This window comes from Streptomyces sp. CNQ329 (genome assembly GCF_000482585.1).
In genome coordinates, this window is record NZ_AXVU01000012.1 from 71,334 (window position 1) to 89,377 (window position 18,044).

Annotated in this window: 14 protein-coding genes; 3 read left to right on the forward strand and 11 right to left on the reverse strand. The window is 75.1% G+C overall.

From position 1 onward, the window contains the following. Positions 1-48 precede the first annotated feature (48 nt). Both I003_RS0110535 and I003_RS0110540 read right to left on the reverse strand, forming a co-directional pair. Positions 49-1,134 carry a DUF4190 domain-containing protein gene (locus I003_RS0110535; RefSeq protein ID WP_027771490.1) on the reverse strand — a complete coding sequence of 362 codons (1,086 nt, stop codon included), beginning with the start codon at positions 1,132-1,134 and terminating at the stop codon, positions 49-51. Positions 1,135-1,175: 41 nt separating this feature from the next. Continuing rightward, positions 1,176-1,589, reverse strand: coding sequence for a DUF4190 domain-containing protein (locus tag I003_RS0110540; protein ID WP_486584172.1), 414 nt, complete (start codon positions 1,587-1,589; stop codon positions 1,176-1,178). Between the two features lie 98 nt (positions 1,590-1,687). Here I003_RS0110540 and I003_RS0110545 point away from each other — a divergent pair, with 98 nt between their 5' ends. Next, entirely contained in the window at positions 1,688-2,758 is a 1,071-nt protein-coding gene (locus I003_RS0110545; protein ID WP_027771492.1) for an adenosine deaminase, read from the forward strand. Next, positions 2,698-3,450 carry a glycerophosphodiester phosphodiesterase gene (locus tag I003_RS0110550; protein ID WP_027771493.1) on the forward strand — a complete coding sequence of 251 codons (753 nt, stop codon included), beginning with the start codon at positions 2,698-2,700 and terminating at the stop codon, positions 3,448-3,450. Before I003_RS0110545 ends, I003_RS0110550 begins: the two co-directional genes overlap by 61 nt. A 188-nt stretch (positions 3,451-3,638) precedes the next feature. Here the strand turns inward: I003_RS0110550 and I003_RS0110555 are convergent, their stop codons facing one another. Both I003_RS0110555 and I003_RS0110560 read right to left on the reverse strand, forming a co-directional pair. Beyond that, a complete protein-coding gene (locus tag I003_RS0110555; protein ID WP_027771494.1) occupies positions 3,639-5,249 on the reverse strand; it encodes an MFS transporter in 1,611 nt (536 codons plus the stop codon). 36 nt (positions 5,250-5,285) lie between these two features. After that, complete coding sequence (locus I003_RS0110560; RefSeq protein WP_027771495.1) at positions 5,286-5,798, reverse strand: NAD(P)H-dependent oxidoreductase; 513 nt, start codon at positions 5,796-5,798, stop codon at positions 5,286-5,288. Positions 5,799-5,956: 158 nt separating this feature from the next. On the opposite strand from I003_RS0110560, the gene I003_RS0110565 reads away from it, so the two are divergent. After that, a complete protein-coding gene (locus I003_RS0110565) occupies positions 5,957-9,454 on the forward strand; it encodes a BTAD domain-containing putative transcriptional regulator (protein WP_027771496.1) in 3,498 nt (1,165 codons plus the stop codon). Positions 9,455-9,496: 42 nt separating this feature from the next. Here I003_RS0110565 and I003_RS0110570 read toward each other — a convergent pair whose 3' ends face one another. From I003_RS0110570 to I003_RS0110600, 7 genes are all read right to left on the reverse strand, one after another. After that, positions 9,497-10,723, reverse strand: a complete 1,227-nt coding sequence (locus tag I003_RS0110570; protein WP_027771497.1) for a saccharopine dehydrogenase C-terminal domain-containing protein — start codon at positions 10,721-10,723, stop codon at positions 9,497-9,499. A gap of 19 nt (positions 10,724-10,742) precedes the next feature. Continuing rightward, a complete protein-coding gene (locus tag I003_RS0110575; RefSeq protein ID WP_027771498.1) occupies positions 10,743-12,209 on the reverse strand; it encodes an FAD-dependent oxidoreductase in 1,467 nt (488 codons plus the stop codon). Then, positions 12,206-12,997 carry an ABC transporter permease gene (locus I003_RS0110580; protein ID WP_027771499.1) on the reverse strand — a complete coding sequence of 264 codons (792 nt, stop codon included), beginning with the start codon at positions 12,995-12,997 and terminating at the stop codon, positions 12,206-12,208. Before I003_RS0110580 ends, I003_RS0110575 begins: the two co-directional genes overlap by 4 nt. Beyond that, the gene (locus I003_RS0110585; RefSeq protein ID WP_027771500.1) at positions 12,997-13,926 is read right to left on the reverse strand and encodes an ABC transporter permease; all 930 of its coding nucleotides are present in this window, start codon (positions 13,924-13,926) and stop codon (positions 12,997-12,999) included. Before I003_RS0110585 ends, I003_RS0110580 begins: the two co-directional genes overlap by 1 nt. Further along, positions 13,923-15,071 (reverse strand): ABC transporter ATP-binding protein, encoded by a 1,149-nt coding sequence (locus I003_RS0110590; protein ID WP_027771501.1) that lies wholly within the window; start codon positions 15,069-15,071, stop codon positions 13,923-13,925. Before I003_RS0110590 ends, I003_RS0110585 begins: the two co-directional genes overlap by 4 nt. Next, positions 15,068-16,318 carry a polyamine ABC transporter substrate-binding protein gene (locus tag I003_RS0110595; protein ID WP_027771502.1) on the reverse strand — a complete coding sequence of 417 codons (1,251 nt, stop codon included), beginning with the start codon at positions 16,316-16,318 and terminating at the stop codon, positions 15,068-15,070. The genes I003_RS0110590 and I003_RS0110595 overlap by 4 nt, the downstream gene beginning before the upstream one ends. A 106-nt stretch (positions 16,319-16,424) precedes the next feature. Continuing rightward, a complete protein-coding gene (locus I003_RS0110600) occupies positions 16,425-17,939 on the reverse strand; it encodes a gamma-aminobutyraldehyde dehydrogenase (protein WP_027771503.1) in 1,515 nt (504 codons plus the stop codon). Between the last annotated feature and the right edge of the window lie 105 nt (positions 17,940-18,044).

Here is an 18,044-nt window from a genome sequence, read left to right on the forward strand (position 1 = left end):
GTCCGCGGGGTGCGCCGCCGTGTACGCCGCGGCAGGCGCCGGGGTGCGTCAGGCGGGCCGGCCGCGGCCGGGGCCGTCGAGGTCCGTCCACCAGTACGCGTACTCGTACGGCCCGCCCGGTGACACCTCGAACTCGAGCTCGCCCGGCGCGTCGTCCAGCACGAAGCGGTACACGGCGACCGCGACGCGGTCCTCGGCGAGGGTCAGCGGCAGCCCGTGGCCGCTCTCCTGCTCCAGGTTCCCGCCGTCGGAGCCGAGCGGGTATGCGCTGACCTCGCTGTTCGCCAGCGTCGCCAGCTCACCGGTGCGGTTGTCGACCCGGACCCGTACCTCCAGCAGGCCGCCCCGCACGCGCTCGGCGTCGAGGGTCACGTCGAGGCCGTCCTCGTACCCGATGGTCCGGCCGGCCTCGACCGCGTTGTCCGTCTCGGGCGAGACGGGGGCGAAGAGGTCGACCGCGAGGACGACCAGCAGGATGCTCATGCCGATGCCGACGACGGTCGCGACGGCGCCGAGCCAGATCCCCGCGAGCCCGGAGCCCCTGTTGCGCGCCTCGCCGCGCCGCACACGGCGGAGGGTGACGATGCCGAAGCCGATGGCGAGGCCGCCGAGGATGACGGCGAGAGGGCTGAGGAGGAGCGTGAACGCGAGCACGGCGCCGATGACGCCGAGGATCATCGCCGCGATGCCGGAGCCGCTGCGCGGCCCCTCGGGCGGCACCCAGGTGTAAGGGCCGGGGAGGAAGGGCTTCGGGCCGTACGGGCCGGGGCCGGCCCCGGGCTGCGGGCGCTGCCAGCCGGGCGCGAGGGGAACGGGCGGACCGCCGTCGGGCGGGGACACGAAGGCGGCGTCGGGGGCCGCCCCGGGATCCGCGGGTGCGGCGGGCCCGGCGGGAACGGGGTCCGCGGAAACGGAAGCCGGCTCGTTCACCGCCCCCGTTTCCCGGCCCGCGCCGGCGCCCGCGGAGACGCCGGCTTCCGCATCCGCGCGCGTGTCCGCATCCCGGTCCCCGCCGGCCGCCGTGCCGGCCTCCGCCCCGGCGGGCACCGGGTGGGCGGGGTCCCCGGCCTCCCGGTCCTCTTCCACGCGAAGCGCGCCCCGCCCGGCCGCGTCGTCCCGCCGGTCCGTGTCCATGCGCTCAACTGTACGAGCCGTCGGTCCTGGGCCGGGGCTGCTCACCCCGTGCCGCCGGGCGGCCACGGCAGCGTCCCCGACCGGTCCTCCATGACCTGCACGCTCGTCCCCTCCTCGCGGTCCGCGGGCTTCTCCTCCTCGTCGTCCCCGGAGAAGATCACGCCCGCGAGGGTCAGCACGATGACCGCCGCCGCGCCGGCGAACGCCACCGCGCCCGTCGCGATGCCGATGACCGCGTTGCGCCCCGCGCCGACCCCGTCGCGCCGTGCGCGGCTGCGCGCGACCAGGCCGAGCGCCAGCGCCGCCGGGCCGAGCAGCACCGAGAGGACCACGCCGTAGACGGTGGGCAGGAGGGTGACGCCGACGATGCCGCACACCATCGCCTTCGTGCCCGGACCGGCCGGCCCCCGCCGTGTCCCGGCGGCGGCCGGCGCCGGTGGACTGCTCGCCGCCATATCCGCTCCCTCCGCTGCCCTCGCGCCGCGCGCCCGCGCGTGCGCACATGCTACGGAGCGGGGGCGGCCCCGTCAGTCCGTTGGCCTACGATGATGCGATGGCCGATCTCGACTCCTTCATCGCCGGTCTGCCGAAGGCCGAGCTCCACGTCCACCACGTCGGCTCCGCGTCGCCCCGGATCGTCGCCGAACTCGCCGCGCGGCACCCGGACTCCACGGTGCCCGCCGACGCCGCCGCGCTCGCCGACTTCTTCACCTTCCGCGACTTCGCCCACTTCATCGAGATCTACCTCTCGGTCGTGGACCTCGTCCGCGACCCCGCGGACGTGCGCCTGCTGACGTACGAGATCGCCCGCGACATGGCCCGGCAGAACATCCGCTACGCGGAGCTGACCGTCACGCCGTACAGCTCCACGAGCCGCGGCATCCCCGAGCGCGCCTTCCTCGACGCCCTGGAGGACGCCCGGCGCAGCGCCGAGTCCGAGCTGGGCGTCGTGCTGCGCTGGTGCTTCGACATCCCCGGCGAGGCCGGGCTGGCGGCGGCCGAGGAGACCACGCGGATCGCCGTCGACATCGGCTGCGAGGGGCTCGTGGCCTTCGGCCTCGGAGGCCCGGAGATCGGCGTGCCGCGCGGGCAGTTCAAGCCCTACTTCGACCGCGCGATAGCCGCCGGGCTGCGCAGTGTCCCGCACGCCGGCGAGACGACCGGGCCGCAGACGGTCTGGGACGCGGTCACCGAGCTGGGCGCCGAGCGCATAGGGCACGGCACGAGCGCGGCGCAGGACCCGAAGCTGCTGGCGCACCTCGCGCAGGCGGGCATCGCGCTGGAGGTCTGCCCGACCTCCAACGTCGCGACGAGGGCGGTCCCTTCGCTGGACGAGCACCCGCTGCGGCAGATCGTGGACGCGGGCGTCCTCGTCGCCCTCGGCAGTGACGACCCGCCCATGTTCGGTACGGACCTCAACACGGAGTACGCGGTGGCCGCCCGCCTCCTCGGCCTCGACGAGGCGGGGACGGCGGCCCTGGCGAAGAACTCGGTCACGGCGTCGTTCATGGAGCCGGCCGCGAAGGCGGCGCTGACCGCGGAGATCGACGCGTACGTCGCGGCCTGGCCCGCGACCGCCCCCGCCGGCGGCACCCCCCTGCCCGCGACCCCGCCCGCCCCGTGACGCGCGCCGCGCCCGCTGTGCTGGCCGTCGCCCACCGCGGCGATCCGTACGTCGTCCGCGAGAACACCATCGGCTCGCTGCGCTCGGCGGTGGCGGCGGGCGCGGACGCGGTGGAGTTCGACGTGCGGCTGACGCGGGACGGCGTGCCGGTGCTGCTGCACGACCGCACGCTGCAGCGGCTGTGGGGGCAGGAGGTGACCCTGGCGTCGCTGACGTACGCGGAGGTCGAGGAGCGCTCCGAGGGCGGCATCCCGACGCTGCGCGAGGCGCTGAAGGTCATGGCGGACAGCCCGGGTGTCCGCTCGTTCATCGACCTCCCGGACCCCGCGGCGGCGGAGCCCACGATCGCCGAGGTGCTGGAGAGCGACGCGGCGTCGCGCACCTACTACTGCGGCGGCACGGCCGCCCTCCTCACCATCCGTGCCGCGGACCCCGACGCGGAGATAGCGCTGACCTGCTCCTCCCCCGTCCCCTATCGCACGGGCCTGCTCAGGCGGCTGCGCCCGCAGTGGCTCAACTACCGCTTCGGTCTCCTCGACGAGGCGACGGTCCGTGAGGACCACGCGGCGGGCTACCGGGTGTCGTGCTGGACGGTCGACTGGCCGCGCAACTGGCGCCGCCTGACGGCCATGGGCGTGGACGCCATCACCAGCAACCGCATCTCCGGCCTGCGCCGCCACCTGGGCTCCTGAGGCGGCCGGCGACGCGGCCACGGGCGGGGGAGGCGGTGGCGGTCCCGTCCCCGGCCATCGCCTTCAGCCGTCCGGCGGCGGTGTACCCCGCCGCGCGACGGCGGGCGCCGCGCGGCGCGGGCTCGGCCGCCCCGCCGCGCGGCTCTCTTCCGCTCCGCACGCCGGCCGTCCCGGGCGGCGTACGGGCCTCAGCGTCCGGCCTTCGCCGGCACCGGGGTTCCGTCCCCCGCGGGCGGTGTCCCGGGTGTCGCCGGCTCCGGCTGCGGGGTGCCCGCGGCGGGGACGCGGCGCAGCAGGGTCACCGAGAGGACCGCCGCGGCGACCGCCAGCGCCGCCGCGACCGCCGCCGCCAGGTTCAGGCCGCTCGCGAACGCCGCCTTCGCCTGGGTCAGTACCGCGTCCCCGAGCGCCGCAGGGAGGTCCTCGGCGGCGGTCAGCGCACCCGGCAGGGTGTCGCGGGCGGCGGCGTCCGCGCCCTCGGGTACGCCGGCGGGGACGGAGTCCGCCATGTCGCCGCGGTAGACGGCGGTGCCGACGCTGCCCAGCAGGGCGATGCCGAGGGCCACGCCGAGATCGCTGGCCGTGCTGTTGACCGCCGACGCGGCGCCCGCCTTCTCCGGCGGGGCGGAGCCGATGACGAGGTTCGTGGCCAGCGCCATCACCGGCGCGATGCCCGGGTAGAGCAGGGAGAAGCCGGTGATCAGCATCGGCAGGCCGCCCACGCTGTCGACCTGGGTGAGCACCACGTATCCCGCCGCCGACAGCACGCTGCCCGCCGCCACGACGTACCCCGGGCGCACCCTGCGGGCGATCACCGGCGAGAGCATCGAGACGATCACCAGCAGCACCGCCGCCGGAAGGATCCACAGCCCCGCTTCCAGCGGCGTCAGCCCCTCGACGAGCTGCAGGTACTGCGTGAAGAGCAGGTACACGCCGCCCAGCGCGACCGCGCTGAGGAGGAAGACCCCCAGGGAACCGCTGAAGGTGCGGTCGCCGAACAGCCGCATGTCGAGCAGGGGGTCGGTCAGCCGGAGCTGCCGCCGGACGAAGACGGCCGACAGCGCGACGCCGAGCACGAGGGCGGCGATCGCGGTGGCGGTGACGCCGTGCGCCGCCATCTCCTTCACGCCGTAGACGACGGGAAGGACCGTGACCACCGACAGCGCCACGCTCGGCAGGTCGAGCCGGCCCGGCTGCGGCGCCCGGTACTCGGGCACCAGGATCGGCGCCGCGAGCAACACCAGCGCCATCACCGGCGCGCCCGCCAGCAGCGCGGCGCCCCACCAGAAGTTCTCCAGCAGCAGTCCGCCGACCAGCGGGCCGACGGCCACGCCGACGGACACCGAGGCCGCCCACAGCCCGATGGCGGTGGCCCGCTGCCCGGCGTCCCGGAACATGGTGCTGATCAGCGACAGCGTCGACGGCATCACCGCCGCCGCGCCGATGCCCATCACCGCGCGCGCCGCGATCAGCGCCTCCGCGCCCGGCGCGAACGCCGCCGCCGCCGACGCCGCGCCGAAGGCGGCGGCGCCGAAGAGCAGGATGCGGCGGCGGCCGACGCGGTCGCCGAGGGTGCCCATGGCGACGAGCAGGCCGGCCATCATGAAGCCGTAGATGTCGTTGATCCAGAGCAGTTGGCCGCTGCTGGGTTCGAGGTCGGCGGCGATGTCGGGGGTGGCGAGGAACAGCACGGTCATCGTGACGAACAGCAGGATCGTCGGCGCGAGCAGCACCGCGAGGCCGAGCCACTGCCTGGGGCCGGCGCGCAGCGCGCCGTCCTCCGGGGCGATTGCGGACATGTTTCTTCTCGTTTCGGGGTTCGGGGACGGTCGTGATCAGAAGGGGTACGGCGTGTGGGCGCGGGCGGTGCGCAGTGCGCGGGCCCACCAGATGAGTTCGTCCAGCGCGTCGTCGGGACAGTCGGTCTCGTGGACGATCAGCGCGTGCGCCTCGGCGAGGTCGGCGCGCAAGGCGCGGGCGGTCTCCTCCCCCGCGCGTACGTGCAGCGCCACCGGCCGCGCCTTGAAGGCCCCGGCGCACCACACCAGCGCGCGCTGGAGCGGTCCGGCGGGATGCGGCCGGGCGCCGGCCGGGGCCACGACGACGAATCCGTCGGCCGCGTCCAGCCACGGCCGCAGCTCGCGCACGGCGGGCGGCTCCGGTGCGCCGCAGGGCAGCACGCCGGGACACGGCTCCGGCAGGCACGCCGCCGCGAGGTCGATGAGGTCGACCTCCAGCCGGGCCCGCCGCCCCGCGAGCCCGGCGAGCCGCCGGGCCTCGGCGCCCGCCGCGGGGCCGGGCCCGAGACCGCCGAGGACGGTCAGCCGCAGCGCCGCGTCTGCACTCATCCCGGGCCTCCTCCCGCTCGCGGTGACGACGGGAACCACCGTCCGGCAGAGCACTCCAGGTCTCCTTCGGATCCGCTTTCGATCCGCTTCAGGGCCGCTGCGGGCAGGCGGAAACCACGGCTCGGGGCGGTGTCGGCGGGCTGGGTTACCGTGAACGCATGCGCTTCGGGGTGCTCGGTCCGCTGGCGGTGTGGACGGCCGGCGGCCGGGCTGTCCGCGTACCGGAGGTGAAGGTCCGCAGCCTCCTGGCCGACCTGCTGATCCACGCGGGCCGCGTGGTGCCCGCCGACCGGCTCGTGCACGATCTGTGGGGCGACGCCCCGCCCGCGAACCCCGCGGGGGCACTGCAGACCCGCGTCTCCCAACTGCGCCGCGCGCTGGAGGACGCCGAGCCCGGCGCCCGCGCGCTCGTCGTCTCCCGCCCGCCCGGCTATCTGCTGGACGCCGGGCCGGAGGCCACGGACACCGGCCGCTTCGCCGCCCTGACGGCCGCCGCCCGCCGAGCCGACGGCCCGGGGGCGCGCGCGGCGATGCTCGCGGACGCGCTGGCGCTGTGGCGCGGCGAGGTGCTGGCCGACTTCGCCGACGAGGAGTTCGCGCAGGCGGAGATCGCGCGGCTCGGCGAACTGCGGCTGACGGCGCTGGAGGAGCAGGCGGAGGCCCGGCTCGCTCTCGGCGAGCACGCGCTCCTCGCCGACGAGCTGGGCGACCTCGTCGCCCGTCACCCGCTGCGCGAGCGGCTGCGCGCCGCCCAGTTGCGCGCGCTGTACCGCGCCGGCCGGCAGAGCGAGGCGCTGGCGAGCTACGGCCGGCTGCGCGTGCAGCTCGCGGAGGAGCTGGGCCTGGACCCGGGCCCGGAGCTGGTCGCGCTCCACCGGTCGATCCTGGAGCAGGACCCGGCGCTCGGCGCGCCGGAGCGGGAAGGGGCGGCGGTACGGGGCAACCTCCCGGCGCCGCACGGTGAGCTGATCGGCCGCGACGAGTCGGTGACGGCGGTACGGGAGCTGCTGGCCACGGGCCGGCTGGTGACGCTGACCGGGCCCGGCGGGGTGGGCAAGACCCGGCTGGCGCTGGAGACGGCCCGCGGGCCGGCGGGGGCGTTCCCGGACGGGGTGTGGCTGGTGGAGCTGTCGGCGCTCGCACCGCCGCGGCCCGCCGCGGCGCCCCCGGACACCGGCGCCGGCGCCGCCCCGGGCGCCGACGAGGCGGCGGAGGTCGTGGCCGCGGCGCTGGGGCTACGGGATGAGACCGCCGGCGGCGGTCTGCTGACCGGTACCGGCGGTGCCGCCCCGGCCGAGCGGCTGGCGGAAGCCCTGCGGACGAAGCGGACGCTGCTGGTCCTCGACAACTGCGAGCACGTCGTGGACGCGGTCGCGGCCCTCGCGGCCCGGCTCCTGGCCGCCGCGCCGGGCGTGCATCTCCTGGCGACGGGGCAGGAGCCGCTCGGCGTCGGCGGCGAACGCCTGTGGCCGGTGACGCCGCTGGACGTCCCGCCGCCGGTGGCAGCCGCGCCGGCGGCGGTGCGCCCGGCCCCGGACACGACGACCGCGGCCGGCGCACGGGGCGCCGCCCACCCGGCCCCCGGTCCGGCCGCCGCCTCCACCGCATACGGCACCGCCGCCCCGGCCGCCCCCGGCCTCGCCGCCCTCCGTGTCTCCGGTGCCGTGCGGCTCTTCACCGAACGCGCGGCCGCCGCCGCGCCCGGCTTCGCCCTCGACGCCTCCAACGCCGCCGCCGTCGCGACCGTCTGCCGCCGCCTCGACGGCATCCCCCTCGCCCTGGAGCTGGCCGCCACCCGCGTACGGGCCCTCGGCGTCCACGAGCTGGCCGCCCGCCTCGACGACCGGTTCCGGCTGCTGTCCGCGGGCCCGCGCGATGCGCCCGCCCGGCAGCGCACCCTGCGCGCGATGCTCGACTGGAGCTGGGAGCTGCTGACCGCCCCCGAACAGGCCGTGCTCCGCCGCCTCTCGCTCCACGCGGACGGCTGCACACTGCGCGCCGCCGAGGCGGTCTGCGCGGGCGACGGTATCGAAGAGGGCGAGGTGCTCGGTCTCCTCGCCCGCCTCGTCGACCGCTCCCTGGTCATGACCGCTCCGGGCGACGGGGTGGTCCCCGCGCGCTACCACCTGCTGGAGTCCGTCGCCGCCTACGGCCACGAACAGCTCTGCGAGGCCGGGGAGTTCGCCTCCGTACGCCGCCGCCACACCGCGTACTACGCGGCCCTGGCCGCCGAGGCCGAGCCGCAGTTGCGCGGCCCCGCCCAGCGCCAGTGGCTGCTGCGGCTCGACGCCGAGTCCGCCAACATGCGCGCGGCGCTGGAGGACGCGGTACGGTCCGGTGCCGCGGCGGCGGCGCTGGGCCTGGCCAACGACCTGGCGTGGTACTGGGTGCTGCGCGGCCGGCTCGGCGAGGGCCGCCGCTTCCTCACCACGGCCCTGGCCGCACCCCCGGCACGGCCCCCCGCGGCCGGTGCCGAAACCGATGCGGAAGCCCGTGCCGCAGCCCCAGCCGCAGCCGCAGCCGGGAAGGGGGCACCTGCTCCCGGCCGGGACCTCTCGGCGGCCCGTACCGCCGCCCTGACCTGGCGCGCCGCCATGACCCTCCGCCTCGGCGAGCCCCTCACCGCCGACGACCTGCCCGCGGTCCGCCCGCCGCCGCCCGCCGCCCTCGCCGAACTGGCCGCCGGAGCCCGCGCGGACGCCTTCCTCGGCCTCACCCGGCTCGGCCTCGGCCCGCTGCCCGGCGACGACGACCCGCTGGGCCGCGCCGAGGAGGTCTTCCGCGCGCTCGGCGACCAGTGGGGCACCGCCGCGGTGTCCGGCACCCTCGCCCGGCAGGCGGTGCTCCGCGGCGACCTGCCCGCGCTCGCGGAGTACGGCCGGCGGAGCATGGCGCTCTTCGCCGGGCTCGGCGACCGCTGGGGCCAGTTGCACGCGACGTACGCCCTCGGCACGTACGCGGAGATCACCGGCGACTATGCGCGGGCCGCCCGGCTGCACCGCGAGGGCCTGCGGATGGCCGAGGACCTGGGGCTGTGGTCGGAGGTGTCGGACAAGCTGTCGATGCTCGGCCGCGTCGCGCTGCTCACGGGCGACGCCGCACGGGCCGACGAACTCCACGGGCGCGCCGCGCGGCTGGCCGCCGAGCAGGGCTACGTGGTGGGCGAGGAGTTCGCGGGTATCGGCCTGGCGATGGGCGCCCGCCGGCAGGGCCGCCTGCGGGAGGCGGAGGCGCATCTGCGGCGCTGGCTGGACTGGGACCGCACGATCGAGTCGGACGTGGGCACCGCCCTGATCCTCGCCGAACTGGGCTTCCTCGCGGAGCTGGCCGGGGACCCGGAGCAGGCCCGCGCCCACCACCGCGAGGGCCTGTCCTTCGCCCGCCCCACCGGCGACCCCCGCGCCGTCGCCCTGGCCCTGGAGGGCCTGGCGGGCGCGGAGTCCCTGGCCGGCGACGCCACCGGGGCCGCCCGCCTCCTCGGCAGGGCCGCCGCGCTGCGCGCCTCCGCCGGGGCCCCCCTCCCCCCGGCCGAACGCACCGACACCGACCGCATCACGGCGCGCCTGCGCGCGGCGCTGAGCCCGGCGGACCTGGCGGCCGAGCTGGCGAAGGGCGAGTCGGCGGACTGGGCGGACCTGCCGACCGGGGAGGCGTGAGCGTAGGGGCCGGGTGCCCGGGCCGGCGGCGGCAAACCCGGGTCAGCCGCCGTCGCGCAGGCCCCAGGGCGAGCCGTATGCCGTCAGCAGGTCCAGGAAGGGCTTCGGCGGCAGGGCTTCCGGGCCCAGGACGCCCGCGGCGGTCCACCGGCCGGTGGCCAGGAGTTCCAGGGCGATCACCGGGTTGATGCCCGTCTGCCAGACCACGGCCTGGACGCCGTCGCGGGCCATCGTCTCCTCGTTGTCCGCCACGTGGTAGAGGTACGCCTCCCGCGGCCCGCCGTCCTTCGTGCCGCGCAGCCACGTCCCCGCGCACGTCCTGCCGCGCATCCGGTCCCCGAGGGTCGCCGGGTCCGGGAGACACGCGGCGACGACGTCGCGCGGCGAGACCTTCGCGTCGCCGACCGCGACGGGGGCGGTGCGGTCCAGCCCCAGCTTGTGCAGCGTCTTGAGGACGTCGATGAACTCCTCCCCCAGCCCGTACTTGAAGGTGACCCGCCGCGCGTCGATCCAGCGCGGCACGAGGAGCACCTCCTCGTGCTCGACGTTGACGCACTCCACCGGCCCGATGCCGGCGGGGAAGTCGAAGACCTCCGGTTCGCTGAAGGGCTCGGTGGTGTACCAGCCGCGGCCGGCGTCCCAGATCACCGGCGGGTTGAGGCACTCCTCGATCGTCGTCCAGATGGAGAAGGAGGGCGCGAAGCCGTAGCCGTCCACGGTGAGGTTCGCGCCGTCGCGTACGCCGATCTCGTCGACGGTGTCGAAGAGTTCGTCCGCGGCGTAGCGGGCGAAGACATCGGAGAGGCCGGGTTCGACGCCCATGCCGACGAGCGCGAGGCGGCCGGAGGCCGCCCAGCGGTCCGCGGCGGCGAACTGCTCGTCGCCGAGCTTCACGCCGCACTCCTCGTACGGGCGGACGGGGTGCGGGCGGGACAGGGACATCGCCATGTCGACATAGGCGGCGGCCCCTTCGTAGGCGGCCTCGAAGAGCGGCATGACGAAGCGCGGGTCGGTGGCGTTGAGGAGCACGTCGCAGCGGTGGGTGCGCAGCAGGGCGGCGACCGCCGTCCGGTCCGCGGCGTCCACCCGGGCGGCGGTGAACCGGGCGCCGGACGGGCCCGGGTGGGCGGCCCGTACGAACGCGACCGCCGCCTCGGCGCGGCCGAGGTCGTAGTCGGCGACGACCATCGCCTCGAAGAAGTCGCGGCCTGCCGCGATGCGGGTGATCGCCGTGCCGACGCCGCCCGCGCCCACCAGCAAGATGCGCATTGCCCTCTCCCTGCCTGCGTCAACTGTCGAAGCCCATGCCCATCCGGTCCAGCGCCCTGAGCCACAGGTTCCGCCGGCCGCCGCCCGCGTCCGCCCGCGCCAGCGACCACCGCGTCAGCCCGATGCCGGCCCACGCCAGCGGCTCCGGCGGGAACGGCAGCGGCTTGCTGCGCACCATCCGCAGCTCCGTACGCTCCGTGCGCTCGCCCGCGAGCAGGTCGAGCATCACCTCGGCGCCGAAGCGGCTGGCGCCGACGCCGAGGCCGGTGTAGCCGGCGGCGTACGCGACGCGGCCGGCGTGGGCCGTGCCGAAGAAGGCGGTGAAGCGGGAGCAGGTGTCGATGGCGCCGCCCCAGCGGTGGGTGAAGCGGACGCCGGCGAGCTGCGGGAAGCAGCGGTGGAAGTGGCGGGCGAGCTTCAGGTGGGTCTCGGGACGCTGGTCGTACTCGGCGCGCACCGCGCCGCCGAAGTGGTGCACGGCGTCGTAGCCGCCCCACAGGATGCGGTGGTCGGCGGTGATGCGGAAGTAGTGGAACTGGTTGGCGCTGTCGGCGAGCCCCTGGCGGCGGTGCCAGCGCACGGCGTCGCGCTGGGCGGCGGTCAGCGGCTCGGTCATCAGCGCGTAGTCGTACACGGGGGCGACGTAGGGGCGGACGCGGCGGACGAGGTTCGGGAAGGCGTTGGTGCCCAGCGCCACGTGCGGCGCGCGGACCCGCCCGTACGGGGTGCGCACCTCCATCGCGCCGCCGCGCGCCCGCGCGCCCCGGCCGCCGGCGGAGCGCAACGCCCCGCCCCCGCCGCCTCCTCCGCCCGCGGGGGCGAGGGCGAGACCGGGGGTGTGTTCGTAGATCCGTACGCCCGCCTCCAGGCAGGCCCGTTTCAGCCCCCAGGCCAGCCGCGCCGGGTGGACCATCGCGACGCCGTCGCGGTCCCAGAGCCCGCCGAGGAACGTCGGCGAGTCGACCTCGGCGCGGACCGCGTCCCGGTCCATCAGCAGCAGCCCCTCACCCAGGCCGCGGCGGGTCGCCGCTTCGGCGAACTCGCTCAGTTCGTCGAGCTGGTACGGCTCGGTGGCCACGGTGATCTCGCCGGTGCGCCGGAAGTCGCAGTCGATGCCGTACCGGTCGACGGCCGCGCCGATCGCGTCCAGGTTCCGCGCGCCCAGCCGCTCCAGGGTCCCGATCTCCTCGGGCCAGCGCTCCAGCCCGTTGCCGAGGCCGTGGGTGAGGGAGGCGGCGCAGAAGCCGCCGTTGCGGCCGGAGGCCGCCCAGCCGCACTCGGCGGCCTCGATGAGGACGACGTCGCGGCCGGGGCCGCGCTCCTTGGCGAGCAGCGCCGTCCACAGGCCGCTGTAGCCGCCGCCGACGACGAGCAGATCGGCCTCCTCGGCGCCGGTGAGCGCGGGCAGCGCCGCGGGCCGGTCGGGGTCGTCGAGCCAGTACGGCCGCGGGACGGCCGACGCCAGGGAGTGCGCGGGGTCCGTCATGCCCGGGACCTCCGCCGCGCCCCGACGACCTGCCCGGCCACCACCAGCGCCAGCGCCGCCACGAACATCGCCGTGCCGATGACGTTGACCTGCACCGGGATGCCGCGCTGCGAGGCGCCCCAGACGTACATCGGGAACGTGACCGTGGAGGGCCCGGCGTTGAACTGCGTGATGATGAAGTCGTCCAGCGAGATCGCGAAGCTGAGCATGGCCCCGGCCGCGATCCCCGGCGCCGCCAGCGGCAGCGTGACCCGGAGGAACGTCTGCAGCGGCCCTGCGTACAGGTCCCGGGCCGCCTCCTCCAGCCGGGGGTCCATGCTCGCCACCCGCGCCTTGACCGCGACGACGACGAAGCTCAGGCAGAACATGATGTGCGCGATGAGGATCGTCGTCACGCCGAACTCGACCCGCATGTTGAGGAACAGGGTGCCGAGCGAGGCGGCCATGACGACCTCGGGCATCGCCATGGGCAGGAAGATCAGCGCGTTGCCCGCGGCCCGGCCGCGGAAGCGGTGGCGGGCGAGCGCGAAGGCGGCGAGGGTGCCGACGGCGGTGGCGACGGCGGTGGCGGTCAGCGCGATCCGCAGGCTGAGGCCGACGGAGTCGCACATGCCGGCGACGCCGCAGGGGTCCTTCCAGGCGTCGGCGGAGAAGGACTGCCAGGTGTAGTTGTAGCGGCCCGCGGGGTCGTTGAAGGAGAAGACCAGCACGACGACGTTGGGCAGCAGCAGGTAGACCAGGGCGAGGGTGCCGGCGATGACGACGAGGTGGCGGCGGATCCAGCGCATCACACCAGCTCCTCGGTGCCGGTCCGGCGGATGTACACGGTCACCATGATCAGGATGGCGGCCATGAGCAGGAACGACATCGCCGCCGCGGTCGGGTAGTCGAGCACGTTGAGGAACTGCTTCTGGACGGCGTTGCCGACCATCTGCTCGTTCGGGGAGCCCAGGAGCTGGGCGTTGATGTAGTCGCCGGAGGCGGGGATGAACGTCAGCAGCGTGCCGGCGACGACGCCGGGCATCGACAGCGGGAAGGTGACCCGGCGGAAGACGGTCGGCGGGCGGGCGTAGAGGTCCCGCGCGGCCTCGTGCAGACCGGGGTCGATCCGCTCCAGCGAGGTGTACAGCGGCAGGATCATGAAGGGCAGGAAGTTGTACGTGAGCCCGCAGACGACCGCGAGCGGGGTGGCGAGCAGCCGGTCGTCGGTGGTGAGTCCCAGGGTCGCGGTGATGTCGAGGACGTGCAGGGTGTCCAGGGCGCCGACCAGGGGGCCGTTGTCGGAGAGGATCGTCTTCCACGCGAGGGTGCGGATGAGGAAGCTGGTGAAGAACGGAGCGATGACCAGGACGAGGAGCACGCCCCGCCAGCGCCCGGCGCGGAAGGCGATCATGTAGGCGAGCGGGTAGCCGATGGCCAGGCACAGCACGGTGGCCGCGGCGGCGTAGCCGAAGGAGCGGGCGAAGTGCTCGGCGTACTGGTCGAGCGCCTCGGTGTAGTTGGCCCACCGCCAGGTGACCTCGAAGCCCTCCTCGAAGGAGCCGGACTGCACCGAGGTCGACGCCTGGTAGACCAGCGGCGCGGCGAAGAAGACCAGCAGCCACAGCGCGGCGGGCAGCAGCAGCCAGTACGGGGTGAGCCTGCGGCGCCCGCGGCGCGGGGGCGGAGGGCCGGGCGCGCCGGGGGTGGCGTCGGGCGGGGCGGCGAGCGCGGTCACAGGGCCTCCTCGCCCGTGCCCGCGTCGATGTCCTCGTCGCCGTCGAGACCGAAGGTGTGCGCCGGGTTCCAGTGCAGGACGACCTCCGCACCCGGCACGAGCCGGGGGTCGCGCTCGATGTTCTGCACGAACACCGACAGCTCGGGGCAGACGGGGCTGTCGACGACGTACTGGGTGGCGGCGCCCGTGAAGGAGGCGTCCGCGACCGTGCCGGATATCCGGTTGCGGCCGTCGGGGACGGCGGCGTCGCGGTGGGCGAGAGAGATCTTCTCCGGCCGCATCCCGGCGAGCACCCGGCTGCCCACGGCGGTGGACCGGGCCCGGCAACGGGCCGCGGGCAGCACCAGCTTGACACCGCCGGCGGCGGACAGCAGCAGGTCCGCGCCGGCGGTGCCGGCTATCTCGGCGGCGATCAGGTTGGACTGGCCGAGGAAGTTGGCGACGAAGGAGCTGGCGGGGTCCTCGTACAGCTCGACGGGGGCGCCGAGCTGCTCGACCCGGCCGGCGTTCATCACGGCGATGGTGTCGGCCATGGTCATGGCCTCCTCCTGGTCGTGCGTGACGTGCACGAAGGTGATGCCGACCTCCGTCTGGATCCGCTTCAGCTCCAGTTGCATCTGCCGGCGCAGCTTCAGGTCGAGGGCGCCCAGCGGCTCGTCCAGCAGCAGCACCTCGGGCCGGTTGACGACCGCGCGGGCCAGCGCGACGCGCTGCTGCTGGCCGCCGGAGAGCTGGTGGGGCTTGCGGCGCGCGAGGTGGCCGAGTTCGACCAGTTCCAGGGTCTGCTCCACGTCCTTGGTCACGGACCGGATGCCGCGGCGGCGCAGCCCGAAGGCGACGTTGTCGTGGACGTCGAGGTGGGGGAAGAGGGCGTAGCTCTGGAAGACGGTGTTGACCTTGCGCCGGTGCGGCGGCAGGGCGGTCACGTCGTCGTCGCCGAGGCGTACGGTGCCGGTGGTGGGCTGCTCCAGCCCGGCGATCATCCGCAGCGTGGTGGTCTTGCCGCAGCCCGACGCGCCCAGGAGGGCGAAGAAGGAGCCCCGGGGGACGGTGAGGTCGAGGGGGTGCACGGCGGTGACATCGCCGAACCGCTTGCTGATCCCGGTGAGCGTGACGCCCGCCCGCTGCTTCGCCACCGCGCTCACGCCCCGATCACCTTGGACCACTTGTCCTGGTAGGCGGTCTCCTTGTCGTCGTTCATCGACATGAAGACCCGGCCTTTGCCGATCATCCGCCGGTCGGGGAAGATCAGCGGGTAGTCGGCGAGCGAGGCGTCGATCTTCTTCATCTCCGCGCGGGCGCCGACCACCGGGCAGATGTAGTTGACCCAGGCGGCCAGCTCGGCGGCGACACCGGGCCGGTAGTAGTAGTCGATCAGCTTCTCGGCGTTGGTCTTGTGCCGTGCCCTGGCGGGCACGAGCAGGTCGTCGGTGGCGTAGAGGTAGCCCTTGTCGGGGATGACGAACTCGATGTCGTCGGTCTCCAGCTGGAGCTGCACGATGTCCCCGGCCCACGCCAGGCAGGCGGCTATGTCGCCCTTGACCAGCTCCTCCGTGTAGTCGTTGCCGGTGAAGCGGCGCAACTGGTCGTCGTCCACGGCCTTCTGGACCCGGGCGAGGGCGGCGTCGAAGTCGTCGTCGGTGAACGTCGTCGGCGACTTGCCCATGTCGATGAGCGTCATGCCGATGGTGTCCTGCATCTCGGTGAGCAGCGCCACCCTGCCCTTGAGCGCGTCGTCCTCCATCAACTGGGCGACGGAGGCGACCTCGCGGCCCCCGGTGGCCTTCTTGTTGTACGCGACGACCGTGGCCAGCCCCGCCCACGGCATGGTGAACTGCCGCCCCGGGTCGTGCGCCGCGTTGCGGAAGCGCGGTTCGAGGTTGACGTTGGCGTGCGGCAGGTTCCGCGGGTCCAGGCGCTGCGCCCAGCCGTGCCGGATGAGCCGGCCGGCCATGAAGTCGGACAGGCACACCAGGTCGCGGCCGGTGTCCTGGCCGGCGGCGAGCTGCGGCTTGATGCGGCCGAAGAACTCGACGTTGTCGTTGACGTCCTCGGTGTACGTCACGCGGATGCCGCTGCGCTCCTGGAAACGCTCCAGGGTGGGGCGGACGTTTTCGTTCTCGTCGTCGACGTCGATGTACAGCGGCCAGTTGGAGAAGGCGAGTTCCTTCTCCTTCGCCGAGTAGTCCTTCGCCGCGGCGGCTTCGCCGTCCGCGCCGCCGGTGCCGGCGGCGGGGATGCCGCACGCGCCGAGCACGGGCAGCGCCGCGGCCCCGGCCAGCGCGCCGCCCGCGGCGAGCAGCCGGCGCCGGGACATCGCGGCCCGGCCGCTGGTCAGGCTGCGCTCCCAGGCCCTCGCTACGGGTTCGGGGAGTGAGGCGAACGGATCCATGGAAGTCGGCCTTCCTCGGGGACGGGCCAATGGGCGGCGGGGCGCGTGGTGCGGGACGCCGGGCGGCGCGAGCGGTGCGCGGCGGCGGTGCGCGGGCGCCGGGCGCTCAGAGGGTGAAGACGGTGCGGTGCCACTCCTTGCGCGCGGTCCCGGTGATGTCCTGCATCACGTGCTTGATCTGGGTGTACTCCTCGAAGGAGTACGCGGACATGTCCTTGCCGAAGCCGGAGGCCTTGTAACCGCCGTGCGGCATCTCGCTGATGATCGGGATGTGGTCGTTGAGCCACACGCAGCCGGCCCGGATCTCCCGGGACGCGCGCGCGGTGCGGTAGGCGTCGCGGCTCCAGGCGGAGGCGGCGAGGCCGTAGGGGGTGTCGTTGGCGAGCGCGATGCCCTCGTCGTCGGCGTCGAAGGGCAGCACGGCGAGTACGGGCCCGAAGACCTCGCTCTGCACGATCTCGCTGTCCTGCGCGGCGCCGGTGACCAGGGTCGGTTCGTAGTACGCGCCCTTCAGGTCCGGCGCCCGGCCGCCGGTCACCACCCGGGCGCCGGCGGCGCGGGCCCGGTCGACGAAGGCGGCGACGCGGTCGCGCTGCGCGTACGACACGAGGGGGCCGAGGTCGGTCGCGGGGTCGAGGGGGTCGCCGAGCCGGACGCGGGCCATCAGCGCGGCGACGCCGTCGGTGAAGGCGTCGTACAGGGGGCGCTGGACGTACGCGCGGGTGGCGGCGGTGCAGTCCTGGCCGGTGTTGATGAGCGCGCCGGCGACGGCGCCGTGCACGGCGGCCTCCAGGTCGGCGTCGTCGAAGACGACGAACGGGGCCTTGCCGCCCAGCTCCAGATGGAGCCGCTTGACACCGGGGCCGGCCGCGGCGGCGAGGGCGGCGACGCGGCGGCCGACCGCGGTGGAGCCGGTGAACGAGGTCATGGCCACGTCCGGGTGGGCGACGAGATGCTCACCGGCGTCGGTCCCGGTGCCGCAGACGACGTTGACGACGCCCGCGGGGATGCCGGCGTCGGCGGCGGCCTCGGCGAACATCAGCGAGGTCAGCGGCGTCAGCTCGCTGGGCTTCAACACGATGGCGTTCCCCGCGGCGACGGCCGGCAGCACCTTCCAGGCGGCCATCTGCAGCGGGTAGTTCCAGGGCGCGATGGAGCCGACGACGCCGACGGGCTCGCGGCGGACCGCCGAGGTGTGGCCGGCGCTGTACTCCGCGGCGGCCCTGCCCTCGGGCAGCCGGGCGGCGCCGGCGAAGAACGCGGCGTTGTCGACGGTGCCGGGAACGTCGAACTCCGTGGTCAGCCGGATCGGCTTGCCGCACTGCAGCGACTCGGCGTACGCGAACTCCTCCGCCCGCTCCGCCAGCAGCCCCGCGAGCCGGTGCAGCGCGTCGGAGCGTTCGCCGGGCGTCGCGGCGCCCCAGCCGGGCTGCGCCGCCACGGCCGCGGCGACGGCGGCGTCGACGTCGGCGGGCCCGGCCGGTTCGTAGCGCAGGATGCCGGCGCCGTTCGCCGGGTCGGTGACGGTCTGGGAGCGTCCTGACGTGCCGGGGACGAGGCGGCCGGCGACGAACTGCGCGCCGGGTGCGAAACGTTCCGCCGCATCGAGGCGAGGGGCCATCGAACCACTCCGGATGTCGTTTCGGCCGGGGTTGATGGCTGATCATGACAGGGTGAGCTATATCCGGCAAGGGATTCCGTCGTCTTCATTTGAAGACGCGACGGA